Genomic DNA, 17,040 nt, shown 5'->3' with positions numbered 1-17,040 from the left:
CGGTTCAGGCGATCCGGGTCGCCTGGACCACCCAGTTGTCCACGGAATGTCCGGTCATGCCGGAGCCCGGGACGAGCTCGCATGTGATGAGCGTGACCTTCCGTCCCGGCTCCTCCAGCTCCCACGCCCAGGCGAACTCCGGGGAGTCGATCAGGTCCCGCTTGCCCATCTGGACCGGGTCCGTGTCCAGGGTGAACTTCGCCTGTGTCCCGTCCTCATAGGTCACCACCACGAGGTCACCCTTGCGGGTCTCCTCCAGGCGGTAGAACACATCCTTCAGCCCAGAGTGGATGACGTGGCCGGTGAGGATGCCCGGATGGGAGGACAGCTCGCCCGGCGTCGTGCTCCACTGGGGCGGCGCGTACCAGCCGACGTTCCGCGGCTCCGGGTTCAGCTCCCCGTCCTCGTCCCGATGCTCCGGAACGATCGGCGCCCCGATGTACTGCTCCCCTTCGTGGTAGACGTCCACATGCACCGGCGCCGCGGTGATCTCGTCCATCGGCGCGGCCGGCGGACCGGTGGGGGTCGGCGTCGGCGACGGGCTGGGCTCCGGCTCGGCCGAGGTCGATGCCGGGGCTGAGGACTCCGGTGACGCGGCCTCCGAGGAGGTCGGGGCGGCAGGGGTGGAGGCCTCCGAGGACGCAGGGCCGGAGGCCTCCGGTGACGCGGCCTCCGACGACGCCGGGGACTGCGTCGCAGACGGGGCGCCGGCCTCCCGCGTCGGGGTGGCCGACGCCGACGACGGCACGCCGGAGGACGCCGCCGAGCCGGAGGAGGACGGTGCGTTGGAGGAGGACACGGACCGCGACGCCGTGTCCGAGGCGGGGCTGGAGACGGACGGCGACGGCGCCGCCGTCGGGGCCTGGCTGATGGGCACCTCTCCGAAGGCGAAGAGGCCACGGACCGAGAACCAGACCACGGCGAGGCAGGCGAGCAGTGCGACCACCCAGATCGCCCGCTTGACGTTCCTGTGCATCTCGGATCCCCTTCTGCGCTCTGTGGGCTCGCCCGGCCAGGGCCGGCGGTGGTCACGGCGGGCACGGTCGCCGCCGCGGCGGACCGCCCGCCACGATTCCAGACGATACAGAAGTGTGGCCGCCGCCGAGGGCACGGCCACGGCGGTCTCAGCCGCGGTACCGGTCCCGCAGCCACCCCTGCAGCTGCTGCGCGAGCGCCCGCAGCGTCGCCTCGCCGTAGTGGTCCGGCGCCCAGGCCGCGTGCAGCCCCACGGCGAGGTCGGCACCGCGGGCCGCCAGGTGCAGCGGCACCAGGTCGAAGGCGGGGTCCTCGGTCACCACGGCCACGCCCGCGCCGGTGGCCACGAGCGCCTGCGCCACGCGACCGGAGTTCACCTCCGTCACCTCCGGCACCGTCAGCCCGGCCACCTCGAGCGCCCCGTCCAACACACGGCGGGACTTGAAGGAGCGGGACGGGACCACGAGCCTTTCGCCCGTGAGGTCGTCCACGCTGATCCGTCCCCGCCCGGCCCAGCGGTGGTGCGGGGCCACGTAGGCCCAGACCGGGGCGTCCACCAACGCCAGGGAGGCCACGGTGTCCGGCGGGGTGGACGGCATCACCACCAGGTCGTGGTGCGCCACGGCCTGCGCCAGCGAGTCGTCCAGGTCCGTCTCCACCACCTCCGCGCGCGGCGCGTCCTCGGACAGCGTCGCCACGAACGGGATGACGACGTCCACGAGCGTGGTGCCCGGCGCGGCGAAGCGGACGGACTCGAGCCGCCCGGCCGCCAGCATCTGGACAGCCTGGCCCGCCGCCCGGTGCTCCGCGAGCAGCCGGCGGGCCACCGGGACGAAGGCCTCGCCGGTGTGCGTCAGGCGCAGCCGCGGCCCGCCCCGGGCGAACAGGGACAGCCCCGTCTGCCGCTCGAGGCGCTGCAGCTGGCGGCTCAGCGCCGGCTGCACCACGCCCAGCTGGCGGGCGGCCTCCGAGACCGTCCCGGCCTCCACGGTGCGCAGGAATGCGGACACCAAGGACGGGTCCAGCTCGGGCAGGCGCCCCAGGTCTGCATGCTTCATGCCTGCAGAGCATAGGCGCTATGACGGATCATCATTGGACAGCATGGACGGGCGGGCGGAGAATCGCCGCAGGAGAGGACGGCGGCGAGCCTGCGGCGACCGGCCGTCGGCACACTGCACGGCGTGACACCGCCACGCAGCTCCTCCTCCTCGATCAGCACATCCGCACCGACCCCCGTCTGGAGGAACCGCCCGTGAGCACCGCCGAGCGCCCTGCCCTGGAGCAGTCCCGTCACCTGGCCACCGAGATCCCCGGCCCGCGCTCGCGCGAGCTTGCCGCCCGTCAGGCCGCATCCGTCCCGGGCGCCCTCGCCCCGACCATGCCGGTGTACGCGGCCCGCGCGTACGACGGCATCCTCGAGGACGTGGACGGCAACCGCCTCATCGACCTCGGCTCCGGCATCGCCGTGACCTCCGTGGGGGCCGCCGCCCCGGCCGTGGTGGAGAACGTGCAGTCCCAGGTGGCCGAGTTCACCCACACCTGTTTCATGGTCACCCCGTACGAGGGGTACGTGGAGGTGGCCGAGCGCCTCGGTGAGAAGTCCCCGGTCCCGGGCGAGACCCGCACCGCCCTGTTCAACTCCGGCGCCGAGGCCGTGGAGAACGCCGTCAAGGTGGCCCGCGCCTACACCGGCCGCCAGGCCGTCGCCGCGTTCGACCACGCCTACCACGGCCGCACCACCCTGACCATGGCACTGACGGCGAAGCAGATGCCGTACAAGCACTCCTTCGGCCCCTTCGCCCCCGAGGTCTACCGGGTGCCGGGCTCCTACCCGCTGCGCGACGGCGGCCTCGACGGCGTCGCCGCCGCCCAGGCCACCATCTCCGCCCTGGAGAAGCAGATCGGCGCGGACTCCCTGGCCGCCGTGATCATGGAGCCCGTCCAGGGCGAAGGCGGCTTCATCGTCCCGGCCGAGGGCTTCCTCCCGACCGTCGTCGACTGGTGCCGTGAGAACGGCGTCCTGTTCATCGCGGACGAGGTGCAGTCCGGGTTCGCCCGCACCGGCGCCTGGTTCGCCTGCGAGCACGAGGGCATCGAGCCGGACCTGATCACCACCGCCAAGGGCATCGCCGGCGGCATGCCGCTGTCCGCCCTCACCGGCCGCGCCGAGATCATGGACAGCGTCCACGCCGGCGGCCTCGGCGGCACCTATGGCGGCAACCCGGTGGCCTGCGCCGCTGCGCTCGGGGTCTTCGAGACCATCGAGTCGCAGGGTCTGATCGAGGCGGCCCAGAGGATCGAGCAGGTCATCCGCGGCCACTTCGAGCAGAACGCGGACGACCGCATCGGCGAGGTCCGCGGCCGCGGCGCCATGATGGCGATCGAGTTCGTGGACCCGGCCACCGGCGCTCCCGACGCCGAGCTCTGCGGCGCGGTGGCCAAGGCCGTCCGTGAGACCGGCGTCATCCTGCTCACCTGCGGCACCTACGGCAACGTGGTCCGCTTCCTGCCTCCGCTCACCATCTCCGAAGAGCTGCTGCGCGAGGGCCTGCAGGAGGTCACCGACGCCCTCAAGGCCGTCTGAGCCGCCCCTGACCGCCGCCTCCCCTGATGGAGGCTCCCCGACGACGGACTGTCGCCCTCCGACGACGGCGACAGTCCGTCGTCGTCACGGCAGCGCTCGGCGCCCGGCCCCGGCGGACACCGAGCGCCACCGGCGGGCCGGGACGATGTGAGCGGTGCCATGGCCGTCGCCGACGCCCGGAGGCTAGACTTCCCCCTGTTGCGCTGGGGGCCACGGCCGATGCCCGCCGTCCTGCACCTGCGCACCGGCTTTCCCCGACCCACTGGAGCTCCTGCGTGTCCGCACACCGTCCGCCGCACGGCCTGATCGGCCGCCGCACCCTGCTGACCTCCCTCGCCGCCGCCTCGGGCCTCGTCCTGTCCGGCTGCGCCCAGGGCGGACGAGGTTCCACCACCGGTGCAGCCGTGGCCTCCCCGAGTTCCCCCGAGTCCTCGAGCTCCCCCGCCCCCTCGACCTCCGCCGCCCCGACCTTCGCGCCGGCCCGCCCCATCGAGGCCGGCGACGAGGCCTTCGTGGCCGTGACCGCCGCGTCCATGTGGACCGAGCCGGGCCTGAACCGCCAGGGCGTGGACGAGCCCTCGATGGGCCGCCCCGTGGACCTGGCCGCCTGGAACGACCGCATGCCCGACTACCAGTCCCGCTACTGGCTGCTCGGCAAGCTCGACTCGCAGGCCCTGGTCGGCTCCCCGGCCGACGTCCTGGAGATCGCGAACGGCTGGGCGAAGGTCTCCTTCTCCGAGCAGCCCGCACCGCACCGCGACGAGGGCTTCATGACCGGCTGGGTGCCGGCGGTCCAGCTCGTGCACGACGAGCGCTTCGCCCAGCTGCGCGAGGAGCACGACACCGTGGTGGTCACCGCGGACAAGGCCACGGTGACCTCTGCCGCCGGCGGCGGCGAGGACCTGCTTGCCGTCTCCTTCGAGACCCGCCTGCCGCTGCTCGAGGAGAAGGACGGGCACGTGCGCGTGGCCCTGCCGGACTCCGAGGACGGCTGGCTGTCCGAGGACTCCGTGAAGGTGCTGAAGCGGGGCGAGAAGCTCCCCACTCCCACCGCCGAGCAGGTCATCGAGACCGGCAAGCGCTTCCTGGGCCTGCCCTACCTGTGGGCCGGTGTCTCCTCGTACGGCTTCGACTGCTCGGGCTTCACCTACTCGATCTTCCGCCACCACGGCATCGACATGCCGCGCGACTCCGGCCCGCAGCTGCGCGAGTCCGGCTTCCCATCCGTGGAACGTGAGGACTGGCAGCCCGGCGACCTGCTGTTCTTCTCCTTCCAGGCCGATCCCGACCGCATCCGCCACGTGGCGGTGTACGTCGGCGACGGCAAGATCCTGCACTCCCCCGAGTCCGGCAAGACCATCGAGATCGTCACGGTGGCCTCCTACGACACCGGCAACACCTACGCCGGCGCCGTGCGTCCGCCCCTGGCGACGGCCTGACCGGCCCCGCCGAGCGATACGCCTCCCCTTCCGTCTCCGGGCGGGAACGACGACGGACCTGAGGAGCGGTCAGGCCAGGCCCTGTGTGGACGCGCGCTCCTTCATGACGTCAAGGGCGGCGAGCGCCTCGGCCCGCGACTGCCTGAGGTCGACGACAGGCTCCGGGTACCCGGACAGCGGCGAGTCGGCCTCGGGCACCCAGCGGGCCACGTACACCCCCTCGGGGTCGAACCGCTTGGCCTGGGTGTCCGGGTTGAAGATCCGGAAGTACGGGGAGGCGTCGGCGCCGCAGCCGGCCACCCACTGCCAGGAGACGGGGTTGTTGGCCTCGTCCGCGTCCACGAGAGTGTCCCAGAACCATGCCTCGCCGTCCTGCCAGGGCTGCAGCAGGTTCTTCACCAGCAGGGAGGCCGCGGTCATACGCACGCGGTTGTGCATCCACCCGGTCTGCCAGAGTTGCCGCATGCCCGCGTCCACGAGGCGGATGCCGGTGCGCCCCCGCGCCCACGCGCGCAGGGCGTGATCATCCGGTGCGTAGGGGAACGCGCGGAACTCCGGACGCAGCGGCATCCGGTCCAGGTCGGGGTGGTGGTACGTCAGGGACCACGCGAAGTCCCGCCAGTACAGCTGGCGCACGAACGCGGCCCGGTCCTGGTCCGGGACGTCTGCGGCGTGCGCGGCGGTGAGCACCTGGCGTGGGGAGAGCTCGCCGGAGCGCAGCCGCGGGGACAGGCGGGACGTGGACTCCCGGTCCCCCGGCATGTCCCTGGTCTCGGCGTAGCCGCCGACGCCCGCCTCGATCGCCTCCAGCTCCTCCACCGCCGCAGACTCTCCCGGCGCCCAGTGCTCGGCGACGGTGTCCTCCCACCAGGCAGGCGAGGTGTCCGCCAGAGCGAGGTCTGTCAGGGAGGTGAGGGAGCCGTCGTCGTGGAGCCGCGCGAGCCTGGCGAGCAGGTCGTGCGGCGGGCCGCCGAGCGGCTCCGGAGCCGGCAGCGGCGTCCCCACGGGGATCTGTGCGGCGGCCCGGTGGAACGGGGTGAAGACCCGATAGTTCCCCCCGGCGGCCGTGGTGACGGTCCACGGCTCGGTGAGCAGGGCCCCGGCGTGGCTGTGCGCCTCGACCCCCGCCGCACCCAGCAGGGTCTTCACCTCGGCGTCGAGGGAACGCGAGCGCGGCGCGTAGCGGCGGGACCAGCGGACGGTGCCCGCGCCGAGGGAGCCGGCGAGCTCCGGCACCACGGACCGGGGGTCTCCGGAGGCGAAAACCAGCGGGATGCCGAGCGCCTCCAGCCGCACCGACAGCTGCTCGAGGCTGCGGTGGTACCACCAGCGCACGGCGGCGCCGAGGGGACGCGGGCCCAGGCGTCCACCGTCGTCGGCCTCCCCGGGCTCCTCTCGGATCCACAGCGCCACCACATCGGCGCCGTCCTCCACGGCGGCGGTGAGCGCCTCGTGGTCGAGGGTGCGCAGGTCGTCGCGGAGCCAGAGCAGGGTGGTCATCGGCCCAGTCTGCCGCACACCGTGCGCAGCGTCCTCGGCCGAGGCACGACGACGGCCGGGGACGTCCGCGCACAGCGACCGGCCGCCCTCGGGAAGGGCCGTCGGGTCTCCACGACCCGAGGGGTCGTTCAAGGCTGCACGTAGTACATCTGCTTGTTGACGAACTCGTCCATGCCGAGCGGTCCCAGCTCGCGGCCGAAGCCCGAACGCTTCACGCCGCCGAACGGGATCTCGGCGCCCTCGCCGGCGGGGGTGTTCACATTGGCCATGCCCACCTCGAGCTGCGAGGCGATCCGCTCCGCCAGCGCCTCGTCCTGCGAGAACACCGCGCCGCCGAGGCCGAACGGGGTGTCGTTGGCCAGTTCGAGGGCCTCCTCCGGGGAGGACACCTTGTAGACGACGGCCACCGGGCCGAAGAGCTCCTCGCTGTAGGCGTCCATGTCCTTGGTGACATCGGTGATGACGGCCGGGGAGAACAGGGCTCCGGCGCCGTCGGCGAGCTCGCCGCCCACATGCACGGTGGCGCCCTGCTCCCTGGCCTTCGCCACCTGCTCCGCCAGGGTCTCCGCGGCGCCGCGCGAGGACAGCGGCAGGTAGACGGTCTCGTCCTCGGAGGCCGGCTCGCCGGGCTTCATGGCGGAGGCGAGCTTCACCAGCTCGGCCACGAACTCGTCGTAGATGTCCTCGGCCACGATCATGCGCTTGTTCGAGTTGCACGCCTGGCCCTGGTTGTACATGCGGGTGCCCCAGGCGGTGGCGGCGGCCTCGGCCACGTCCTCCGTGTCCAGGATGACGTAGGGATCGGAGCCGCCGAGCTCGAGCACGGCCTTCTTCAGGTGCTGGCCGGCCTGGGCGCCGATGATGGCGCCGGCGCGCTCGGAGCCGGTGAGGGAGACGCCCTGGATGCGCGGGTCCGCGATGAACTCGGAGATCTGCTCATGGGTGGCGAACACGTTGGTGTACACGCCGGCCGGCACGCCGGCGTCGTCCATGATCTTCTGCACGGCCAGCGCCGAGCGGGGGCAGATCTCCGCGTGCTTGAGCACGATAGCGTTGCCGAGCATCAGGTTCGGGGCGGCGAAACGGGCGATCTGGTAGTACGGGAAGTTCCACGGCATGATGCCCAGCAGCACGCCGATCGGCAGGCTTCGGACCATGGCGCGGCCGCCGGCGAAGGACTCGATCGGTCGGTCCTTGGACAGCTCGGCGGCGTTCTTCACGAAGTAGCCGAAGATCTCCGCGCTGAACTCGGCCTCCTCGACGCCCTCGGAGACGCGCTTGCCCATCTCCTCGGCGATGATCTGCGCGAGCTCGTGCTTGCGCTCGTCGAACAGGTCGGCGACCTTCTGCACGATCGTTCCACGCTCGTCCACGGACAGGGCGGCCCACTCGCGCTGGCCGGCCACGGCGGTGGCGAGAATGCCGTCAATCTCGGAGTCCTGCAGGGAGTCGAAGGTCTCGACGACCTCGTCGGTGGCCGGGTTGTGCACGCGGTATCCGGTGGCGGTGCTCATGGGGTGTCTCCTCTCCTCGGTTGCCCCTCATTCTGTCCTGTCCTGCGCTGTGCGTCACACCGGCGCGGCGGCGGCCGCTATACGGTCCGCGAAGGCCGGCACCGCCTCGGTGCGGGCGGCCGTCCGGGAACTGGACGCACAGCTCTGAGGCGAGGGGCCGTCGTCGGTAAACGGAGCACAATGGGCGCATGACCCCGGAGGAGTTCCGCACCCACGGCCACGCGCTGATCGACTGGATCGCCGACTACCGCTCCACCCTGCACGAGCGGCCGGTGATGTCCCCGCTGCGCCCCGGCGTGGTGGCCGCGCAGCTGTCCGCCGCCGCCCCCGAGGCCGGCGAGGACCCCGCCGCCGTCCTGGCCGACCTGGACCGGGTCGTCCTGCCCGGGCTGTCCCTGTGGCAGCACCCGGAGTTCTTCCACTTCTTCCCCGCGAACGCGGAGCTGTCCTCCGTGCTCGGGGACATCGCCTCCACCGGCCTGGGCGTGCTCGGGCTGTCCTGGGAGTCCTCCCCCGCCCTGTCCGAGGTGGAGATCCGCACCATGGACTGGATGCGCGAGCTGCTCGGGCTGTCCGAGGGTTGGCGCGGCGTGGTGCAGGACTCCGCCTCCGGCTGCGCCCTCACCGCCATGCTGGAGGCCCGCGAGCGCGCCAGCGGGTTCGCCATGCACGCCGGCGGCACGGACCAGGGCCGGGACCGCATGGTGGTCTACTGCACCGCCCAGGCCCACTCCTCCGTGCCCAAGGCGATGCTGCTGGCCGGCTTCGGCCGCCAGAACGTCCGCGAGGTGCCCGTGGACGCGGACTACGCGATGGACGCGCAGGCGCTGCGCGCCATCGTCGCCGAGGACCGGGCCGCAGGCCTGAGGCCGGCGGCCGTGGTGGCCACCTGCGGCACCACGGCCACCACCGCGCTGGACCCGCTGGCCGAGATCGGGCGGATCGCCCAGGACGAGGACCTCTGGTTCCACGTGGACGCCGCCATGGCCGGCTCCGCCATGCTCCTGCCGGAGTGCCGGTGGATGTGGGAGGGCGTGGAGCTCGCCGACTCCCTGGTGGTCAACGCCCACAAGTGGCTCGGCGTGGCCTTCGACTGCTCCCTGTTCTTCGTCAAGGACCCCGTGTTCCTGGAGAAGGTCATGGCCACCCACCCCTCCTACCTGCAGTCCTCCCATGACGAGGACGTGGTCAACCTCCGCGACTGGGGCGTGCCGCTCGGCCGCCGCTTCCGGGCCCTCAAGCTCTGGTTCATGCTCCGCATGGAGGGCGCCGAGGCCCTGCGGGCGCGCCTGCGCCGGGACCTGGACAACGCCGCCTGGCTGGCCGCCCAGGTCGACGCCGCTGAGGGCTGGGAGCGGGTGGCCCCCACGCCGCTGCAGACCGTCTGCGTGCGACACGTGCCCGCCGGACTCGACCCCGCCGACCCGGCCGACGCCGAGGCGATCGACGCGCACACCCGTGCCTCGGCGCAGGCCGTCAACGCCTCCGGGAAGGCGGCCGTCTCCCTGGCCACGCTCGAGGGGCGGTGGATGGTGCGCCTGTCCGTCGGCGCGCTCGGCACCGAGCGCGAGCACGTCGAGCGGCTCTGGAAGGTCCTCGGCGAGGCCGTCGCCCGGTGACGGCTCAGGCGGAGGCGCCAGGACCGTCGTCGGGGACGGGCCGAGAGTCCAGCGTCTTCTGGAGCAAGACGAGGTCCAGCCACCGGCCGAACTTGCAGCCGACCTGCGGCAACCGGCCGGTCTCGATGAACCCGAGGTGTTCGTGCAGGCGGATCGAGCCCGCATTGCCAGCCTCGACGCCGGCGACCATCACGTGCACGCCGGCATCCCGTGCGGACTCCACGAGATCCTCCAGGAGGCACCGGCCCAGGCCGCGGCCACGCTGGTCCTCGCGCACGTACACGGAGTGCTCCACGGTGTGCCGGTAGCCGTCGAAGGCACGCCAGGGCCCGTAGGTGGCGTAGCCGACGACCTCTCCGTCCTCCCCCTCGGGCGCGTCCACAGCCACGCGGACAGGGAACCCGGCCCGTTGCCGGTCGGCCATCCAGGCGACGCGGTTGTCCGCGTCCACCGTGGCGTCGTTCCAGATGGCCGTGGAGTTCTCCACGGCGTGGTTGTAGATGGCGGCGATCGCCGCGGCGTCCTCGGGGCGGGCGTGGCGCAGGTGCATGGCGGCAGGCCTTTCTGACGGCCAGGGTCAAGGCGGGCAAGACGCCTCAGAGTACGCCCGACGACGCTCCCGCGCCTCCGCCGTCGACGTGCGGTCCGCCGTGTGGTCGGCGCACGAGAAAGGGCCCGGAGCGTGCGCTCCGAGCCCTTCGTCTGGTGGAGGTAAGGGGATTCGAACCCCTGACCTTCTGCATGCCATGCAGACGCGCTACCAACTGCGCCATACCCCCAGATCGAGGCGTCCTCCGGCCGATCTCTCGCCCGAACGACTCGAGAACTATAACCAGGACTCGAGAGCCGATGCAAATCGGCGGAGCCGCCACAGGCACGGCAACGGGCGATGCCCGTCAGTGCCCGCAGACAGTGTTCCCCAGTGGCGGCGTGCCCGTCAGGCCCGCCCGACGAGGCGGGACGGCGTGTGCCAGAGGACGTCCCGCAGCCAGTCTTCCCCCAGTCCCCAGGAGGACAGTGCCTGGAGCTGGTGGTGGTAGCCGTAGGGGATGGTGGGGAAGTCGCTGCCCAACACGACCTTGCCGGCGGCCCGGCGCATCAGCTCCGGGAAGTCCTCGGGTGTGGGGACCAGCTCCTCCATGTAGTCGGTGCCGACCATGGTGGTGTCCAGGTACACGTTCGGGTGCTCACAGGCGAGGGCGGCGAACTCGCGATACTCCGGCATGCCCGCGTGGGCGATGACCAGCACGAGGTCCGGGTGACGTTCCACGAGCCGGGCGATGCGCTCCGGACCGGTGAACTCCCCCGGGTGCGGACCGGAGCCGCAGTGGATGACCACGGGCGTGCCCGCAGCGGCGATCCTGCGCCACACCGGCCCGAGCAACGGGTCCACCGGGGAGAACGCGCCGACCTGCACGTGCACCTTGAACAGGCGCGCCCCTGCCGCGAGCGCCTCGGCCACGTAGGCGTCGGCCTCGGGCTCCGGGTAGAAGGTGGCCGAGTGGATCGCGTCCGGATGCTCCGCCGCGAAGGCGCAGGAATACTCGTTCAGCCAGGCGGCCATGCCCGGACGGTGCGCGTAGTTCAGGGTGCCGTAGGCGGTCACGCCCAGCTCGCGCAGGATGCGGACGCGCTGCTCGTCGTCGAACCGATAGGTGACGGGCCAGGCCGGCAGACCCTGCTCCGGGAGCGCGTCGAACACTCCCCAGACCTTGCGCTGGACGCTCTCCGGCATGAAGTGCACGTGCAGGTCCACCAGACCGGGCAGGCCCAGGTCCTTCAGGAAGGCGGGGACATCGGCATCCCGTGCTGGGGCGAGGCCGGCAAGCAGCGAGGCAGGTGACGTGCTCATGGTCACACCCTACGTGCCCGGCCTCTGGGCCTCGACCTCACGAGGAACCAGATGACGGCAAAGGGCCCGGATCCTTCGATCCGGGCCCTTCGTCTGGTGGACCTAGCGGGAGGCTTGTCGAAACTTGCCCCACCGGTGATACAGATGGTGCGAGTACACCAGTCGATCCGCGCTCGACGGCACGGACCGCAGCGCCGGAGACGCCAACCGCGGCGGTCACCGCGGGCATCCGAAGGCCTTCTTCAACGAGCGGAAGCCGCCTACGCTGCCGGCGGGTCCCTCAAAGCCGTGGCCCGAGAGGTCGGCCTTGGACACGAGCGACTCGCTCGCCTCCTGCGAGAACGCGGTGTCGTCCTCCGCAACCACTCACCATCGACCAGCAAGATTCGGCTGATGCGTGCCATGTATGAGCAAGGGGCTTCACTGGAACGCGTGGGCGACAGGTTCGGTTACACGGCGGGGACAGTCCGCAAACACTTGATCATCGCTGACGTCACAATGCGCCACACGCACTGCCGTGGAACAGGCTCGAAGGCCCAGCAAGGCCATCATTGACGCGCAGCGGGATGGCTCAGCTCCCACGGCCTTTTCAGTCGGGATGAGGCGCCGCCACCGGATAAGCGACTAACTCTCTTCAAGCTGTTGGAGCACTACCGACGCCGAATCGCCAGCCGCGGCGAGTCCGTCCACGATACGGCGGTAGCGGGCGAGCGGCGGGCCCACCACAGCTGCGGAGGCGCGTAGCTCCTCTAGCCAGTTGGTCACGAGCCATATGCGGTTTGCGAACGCGCCGAACCTTCCGTGAAGCACGCTCTCCAACCAGACGAGTCCGGTTGTTGCCTGCCAACTGGTCGGGGCCGTCCGGGCGAACTGCGCCACGGCCTCGGCGCACTTCGGCTCGCCCTTCCCAATGGCCAGCCATCGATCGACCACCCCTTCGAAGGCGTCGGGCGGTGCCCAAGAAGCTCTGCAGCTGTTCAGCGTTGCATCGGGGTCAAGGTCTTCCGGCTTGATCTGCGGTACAGGAAGTAGTGCGGAGATCGCGTAGTCGTGCCACGAGGTGGAGTCGTCGATCAGGCTCGTGTCTGAGTCGATCTCGTCGAGAACCGTCGCCATTAATGGCGGCCAGAACTCGGCGAGCAGGGGGCGCAGTTCGTCGTCGTAGCTGAACGCGGTTGCGAAGCTGTGAAGCAACAGATGAAGGGCGTGTGCGTTCGACGCGAAAAGGCGGAGGTGCGCGTTCAGCGCTTCCCTGTCTCCTTCGGTTGCAAGCTGGATGAACAGGCGTGCGACGAGCTCGTGATGGCGTTCGCCCAGGTGGTCGTAGTTCCCGCGCCAGGCGTGATCAAGGGCTCGCAGGTGAGCGTCCCAAAGCGGGTTAGCGAGGAGTTCCGCGCGTGCAGCCGTGCATTGGGACGAAAGCGCGGCGTGGTTGCAGACCACTGGCATGCGGAGACGGTTGACCAAGAGTTCGTCGCCGGGGACTGTCAGTAGTGTCTGCTCAAAGGGACCCTCAAGTGGGATAGGTCGTCGGCGTTGCGTTTCGTACTCCCACGGCCCTAGGCGAACGGTCGAAACGCAGGCCTGGATGGCCTCCCATAGCGGCTCGTGTCTCGTGCAAACCGTCCCCTCGCTGGTGGCGCAGTCTGCTGCCCAGACAGGCGCTGTCCCTTTTGCGAAGGCGGTGCGAACCTCGTCGTAGACGCTTGTCGCCAACGAGACTAAGGCTCGTTGAAGGCGACCGGCGTCCACGTCCAGGTGCTCGAAGACCGGCAGGAGTAGAAGCGGCACCGCGATGGCCGCGGCACGGTCGGCTCCCATGGAGAAGAGACTGGAGGAGGAGCTGAAACTATCTATCCATGGCTCTTCAGCTGCAGTGAGAACTATGTCGACCGCCCAGTACAACTCGGTCAGTTCTAGTGTCGCGAGGCCCAGAGCGTGCGCGCGCAGGCCTGCGGCCGCGACCGCCACGACGGGGTTTTCGTGCCGGTTAAGCATCGCGGACGAGCTCTCATCCATGAGACGTCTCGCCTCGGCAATGTCCGCAGTGATCGAGTCAACCGGCCATGCCTCAGGTGTCTCGTTCTTCAACGCGTACGCGACCTGCAGCCGCAAGAACGCCTGCGTAGCCTTGATCTCGGCGTTGCTTGGCGCTAACGCAGCTTCGAGTTCTGCCGGACGCCCGAACTGAACGACGACGCCGCCGTCGACGACCGATGCCTCGTAGTTCTCGGCGCTGAACTCCGCAGCCCAGCTGCCGATCACCGCCAGGTACTGCTCCGGTCTTCCTCTCGTCAGGGCTGCCTCGGCAGGGTCTGGTCCCGATGCCGCTGTTTGTTCGACGTCAACAGTCCGTTGAGCCGACTCCAGTAGTCTTAAGCCGACTGCGCTAAGTTGGTCGAGACGTGCCTGGTTGCCAACCGCGCGTGCGTTGACGACCATCCAGCCGACAGTTTCGTGAGGCGAGTACCTGCGCTTGTCCTGGCCTGCCAGCATGTCAGCGTCACGGTCTCGCACAGTGAACGCCCCTTCAGTCGTCACGCGCCCAATCTCCAAGTGCCAGACGGTCACGTCGGCGAGAAACGGGTCGAGGAGGTCTCCCACCTCGTCGAGGTGTCGGGTCAAGAACCCGTGGAGCAGGCCGGGAATCGCGAGATTGTGGCAGTCCTCCAGGAGGAGATCGACGATGGTGGCCAACGGGATCTCAGCTTCGTTGTGTAAGTGGTCGATGAAGCGTTCGAGCGCAAGGAGGGCACTCATGCACGGGTAGGGACCGACACTGGTGCCGCGGTACCAACTCCACACGTGGGAGTCTCCGACGTAATGCCGCTGCCCGCTCTTGGCAGTCAGATGCAGCGACGCGCCCGGATAGCTGGTCCAGTCAACGCCGGCGGTCAGAGTCTGGGTCTCGTCTGTGACGCGATAGAAAGCCGCCTGGTTGAGCATCCGGTTTATGAACGCGATGGTCTTGAGCGGCGTTAGGTTCAGCAGCCTGAAGAAGGGCCCGAAGTACCAGGCGGCACTAAGCGGCCCGTACCCGAATTTGTTGCCATGCCCGAAGTCGCGGATCCCGTCGTCGAGATAGCTGCGTCCACTCAGACCGGCCCACCCAAGTTCAGTGTCTTCTGGTTGGGGACGCTCGATGTAGTAGGCCTCGGTGAGTTCAAGGAGGAGGTCGGAGTCGATTGACGCCAAAGCGAGCACCGAGGACGGTGACTCGAGGATCTCGTGAAGTGAATTCGGCCGCTCGCGCGCGACTGTGCGCAGCCACGAGGCAGCGGCATCGTTGAGATCTTCACCCAGTGCGGCTAGTGCTTGGATTGCGAACTCGTCATACAGGGGCCGGTCCTGTCCGAGGATCGATTCACGCACTCGCTGACGGAGAGGGTCAGGACCTGCGCCGGCGTGAGCCATGCCGCGCAACCACGCGAGTACCAGTTCCTGGACACGTTCTTGTTGAGTGTCGCGCGTGCCAGCCTGCGGCCGCCCGAGGTCTCTACCCTCGCAGAAGGCAACCTCAACAACGGGCGCCAACGCGAACCGGTCACCGAACACGCCTCCGTATCGCGAAGCCGCGAGGCGCAACAGCGTGTCGAGACCCTCTCCCCGTTGGAGTACGTCCCAGAGGTCCCCGATCGCTTCGCGTGCATCGCCGACGGTTAGGAGGGCTTCGACGGGGACCTCTCTCCATCGGATCCCTTCGTCAGCGGCGATGGCGTTGAACTCCTCGGCCAGCTCATCCCAGACCTGACGCCGTGTTCGACCACCTAGGTTCGCCAGGCGCGCTTCGCACGCCAACCTCACTGCCCGAATCGTCCAGCGGGGAGCCTCGTTCTCGGTGAGTGGCGTCCATCCGACTGACAGGAAGAGTCTGCATAACGCGAAGTCGCGGTACAGGTCTGTCGAGAAGTCAGGCCCTTGAGAGAGGGCAGGGTTTGCGTCGGCACGGAAGACCCCGTCGGAACGCAGCTCCCTGACGGCGGCGGAAGTAGGATTTGCCTCCTGCGCGCCGAGACGCCGCCGAGCGACCGTGAGGGTTGCGTCTTCGCGCTCCTCGGGCGGCGCACTACCCGGTCTATGCGTCCCATCGCGGAGCACGAGGCCGTTCCAAACGGCGACGTAGACGTCCGCCTCGCAGAGGAGACGATCGGGCTCGATGGGCCGGCCGGAACGCAGTAAGGCATCGACCAGCCCCGGGCGCCCAAGCAGCCAGTTGGATTTGGCGTTCTCGTTGACTCGGGTTAGCCCGGGGATGCGTTCGGCGAGGAGCGCGCGTTCTGCCTGGGTGAGTTCCTGGACCACATGTATCTGCACCTTCTGCAGGGGATCCGCCGTATCGGCCACCCGCTGCAATACAGCCTCCACGAACTTCGCCCCGTCGGACCGCGTCACTGCCACGACGCCGATGGATTGTTTCATTGCGGACGCAGCCAGCTCCGTGAATATCGACTCATGGCCCTCCAAGACTGCTTCGCACCCGTCGACCACGAGCAGGCGCGCCGTGGCGGTCGGCGCGCCGTCGAAGAGGTCGGTCAGGGTCACTCCGCCGAGTTGGTCCTCGAATTCGAGGACACTGCCGGGAACGTCTCGGAGGCTCATACACACGACGAACGCTCCGTCGGCGCGCAGCAAGTCCCCGACTGCGACCGAGAGCGCAGACTTGCCGACGTCGGGCTCGCCCGTCACTATGAGCGGCCCGCCGTCATCGGCGCAGGCCTCCATTGACCGCCGGAGCGCTTCGACAGCTTCGACGCGCTGAAGATGAACCGACTCGGTCCCAGCAGAAATGGTCGAACGGGTCTGTTGGTGTAGGAGACCATCGAGTCGTTCGACGATCGCCCAGGCGCGTTGATGAGGCCCGAACTGCTTCAGCGGATAGGTAGTAAGGCGGCGGCGCAACATCGCACCTGTCACCTGCGCGCCAGACGGGGCGTACTCTCCGACGAGCTCGGCAAGACGGTGCAGCACGGCTTCTGCCGTTGCCGACGTTCCATCAAGGACGGCCCCCTGGAGGATTCCGACGGCAGACGATCGGTCAGACGTGTCAGTTCCTTCAAGCCTCAAAGTGCGAACTGACAGGCTCGATAGCAGTCTCCAAACGAGCTCCTCCGCGCCGAGGTCGGCTGCTAGGTCGATGTCCTGGGCCGCGGCGGCGATAACCAGCTCCTTCAGGTGCGCCAGGCGTTGCCGTGTAGGAGCGTTGGCGGCTCCGGTGCGATTCACGGCGGCGTCGAAGGCGTCGGCGTTGGAAACCGACCGGGCAATCACCGAGAGCATCGCTACCTGCCCGAACGCCTGTCTCGACCCGGCCACCGCCAGCACCAGCGACCATCGCCCAGCTGACACTTCGTCCCAGTGTTCCGTGACAACCGCCAGGAAGTCGCGAATGAGAGGAACTGAGGCTGTGTCGCTGGAGTTGAGGGCTGGATCACGACGAACTCCGATAGAGGCTCGATGGAGCGCCCCGTCGGGCGCTTTACCCTCGAGGACGATGTCGTCAACGGCGCTGATGTCACTCGCCTGAAGGCGTACCTTGATCAGTTCGATGTTGTCGCCG

10 protein-coding genes and 1 tRNA gene are annotated in these 17,040 nt (G+C 69.6%); 3 read left to right on the top strand and 8 right to left on the bottom strand.

Features of this window, described 5'->3' with window-relative positions; translation table 11 throughout:
- Positions 1-4 precede the first annotated feature (4 nt).
- Both MLY01S_RS05630 and MLY01S_RS05625 read right to left on the bottom strand, forming a co-directional pair.
- Positions 5-976 (bottom strand): class F sortase, encoded by a 972-nt coding sequence (locus MLY01S_RS05630; protein ID WP_067190128.1) that lies wholly within the window; start codon positions 974-976, stop codon positions 5-7.
- Between the two features lie 148 nt (positions 977-1,124).
- Complete coding sequence (locus MLY01S_RS05625; RefSeq protein WP_245232072.1) at positions 1,125-2,033, bottom strand: LysR family transcriptional regulator; 909 nt, start codon at positions 2,031-2,033, stop codon at positions 1,125-1,127.
- Between the two features lie 194 nt (positions 2,034-2,227).
- Here MLY01S_RS05625 and gabT point away from each other — a divergent pair, with 194 nt between their 5' ends.
- Both gabT and MLY01S_RS05615 read left to right on the top strand, forming a co-directional pair.
- Positions 2,228-3,559 carry a 4-aminobutyrate--2-oxoglutarate transaminase gene (gabT, locus tag MLY01S_RS05620; protein WP_067190127.1) on the top strand — a complete coding sequence of 444 codons (1,332 nt, stop codon included), beginning with the start codon at positions 2,228-2,230 and terminating at the stop codon, positions 3,557-3,559.
- Between the two features lie 275 nt (positions 3,560-3,834).
- Positions 3,835-4,998, top strand: a complete 1,164-nt coding sequence (locus tag MLY01S_RS05615; RefSeq protein ID WP_067190125.1) for a C40 family peptidase — start codon at positions 3,835-3,837, stop codon at positions 4,996-4,998.
- A 69-nt stretch (positions 4,999-5,067) separates the two neighbouring features.
- Here MLY01S_RS05615 and MLY01S_RS05610 read toward each other — a convergent pair whose 3' ends face one another.
- Positions 5,068-6,498: a cryptochrome/photolyase family protein gene (locus tag MLY01S_RS05610; protein WP_067190123.1), complete on the bottom strand. Its 1,431-nt coding sequence runs from the start codon at positions 6,496-6,498 to the stop codon at positions 5,068-5,070.
- A 128-nt stretch (positions 6,499-6,626) separates the two neighbouring features.
- Positions 6,627-8,012, bottom strand: coding sequence for an NAD-dependent succinate-semialdehyde dehydrogenase (locus MLY01S_RS05605; protein WP_067190121.1), 1,386 nt, complete (start codon positions 8,010-8,012; stop codon positions 6,627-6,629).
- 188 nt (positions 8,013-8,200) lie between these two features.
- On the opposite strand from MLY01S_RS05605, the gene MLY01S_RS05600 reads away from it, so the two are divergent.
- A complete protein-coding gene (locus tag MLY01S_RS05600) occupies positions 8,201-9,631 on the top strand; it encodes a pyridoxal phosphate-dependent decarboxylase family protein (protein ID WP_067190119.1) in 1,431 nt (476 codons plus the stop codon).
- 4 nt (positions 9,632-9,635) lie between these two features.
- Here MLY01S_RS05600 and MLY01S_RS05595 read toward each other — a convergent pair whose 3' ends face one another.
- The 4 genes from MLY01S_RS05595 to MLY01S_RS12625 all read right to left on the bottom strand — a co-directional run bounded on the left by MLY01S_RS05595 (position 9,636) and on the right by MLY01S_RS12625 (position 16,760).
- The gene (locus MLY01S_RS05595) at positions 9,636-10,181 is read right to left on the bottom strand and encodes a GNAT family N-acetyltransferase (RefSeq protein ID WP_067190117.1); all 546 of its coding nucleotides are present in this window, start codon (positions 10,179-10,181) and stop codon (positions 9,636-9,638) included.
- Between the two features lie 153 nt (positions 10,182-10,334).
- Positions 10,335-10,410: transfer RNA gene (locus tag MLY01S_RS05590), tRNA-Ala, on the bottom strand.
- 158 nt (positions 10,411-10,568) lie between these two features.
- Positions 10,569-11,483 (bottom strand): amidohydrolase family protein, encoded by a 915-nt coding sequence (locus MLY01S_RS05585; RefSeq protein WP_067190163.1) that lies wholly within the window; start codon positions 11,481-11,483, stop codon positions 10,569-10,571.
- A gap of 624 nt (positions 11,484-12,107) precedes the next feature.
- On the bottom strand, positions 12,108-16,760 hold the full coding sequence (locus MLY01S_RS12625; protein ID WP_218000445.1) for a hypothetical protein: 4,653 nt from the start codon (positions 16,758-16,760) through the stop codon (positions 12,108-12,110).
- Positions 16,761-17,040 lie beyond the last annotated feature (280 nt).

Source organism: Micrococcus lylae NBRC 15355 (assembly GCF_001570885.1).
Taxonomy (GTDB): Bacteria; Actinomycetota; Actinomycetes; order Actinomycetales; family Micrococcaceae; genus Micrococcus; species Micrococcus lylae.
The sequence above is the reverse complement of the archived record's forward strand: the minus strand, read 5'-3'. Positions and strand labels throughout refer to the sequence as shown.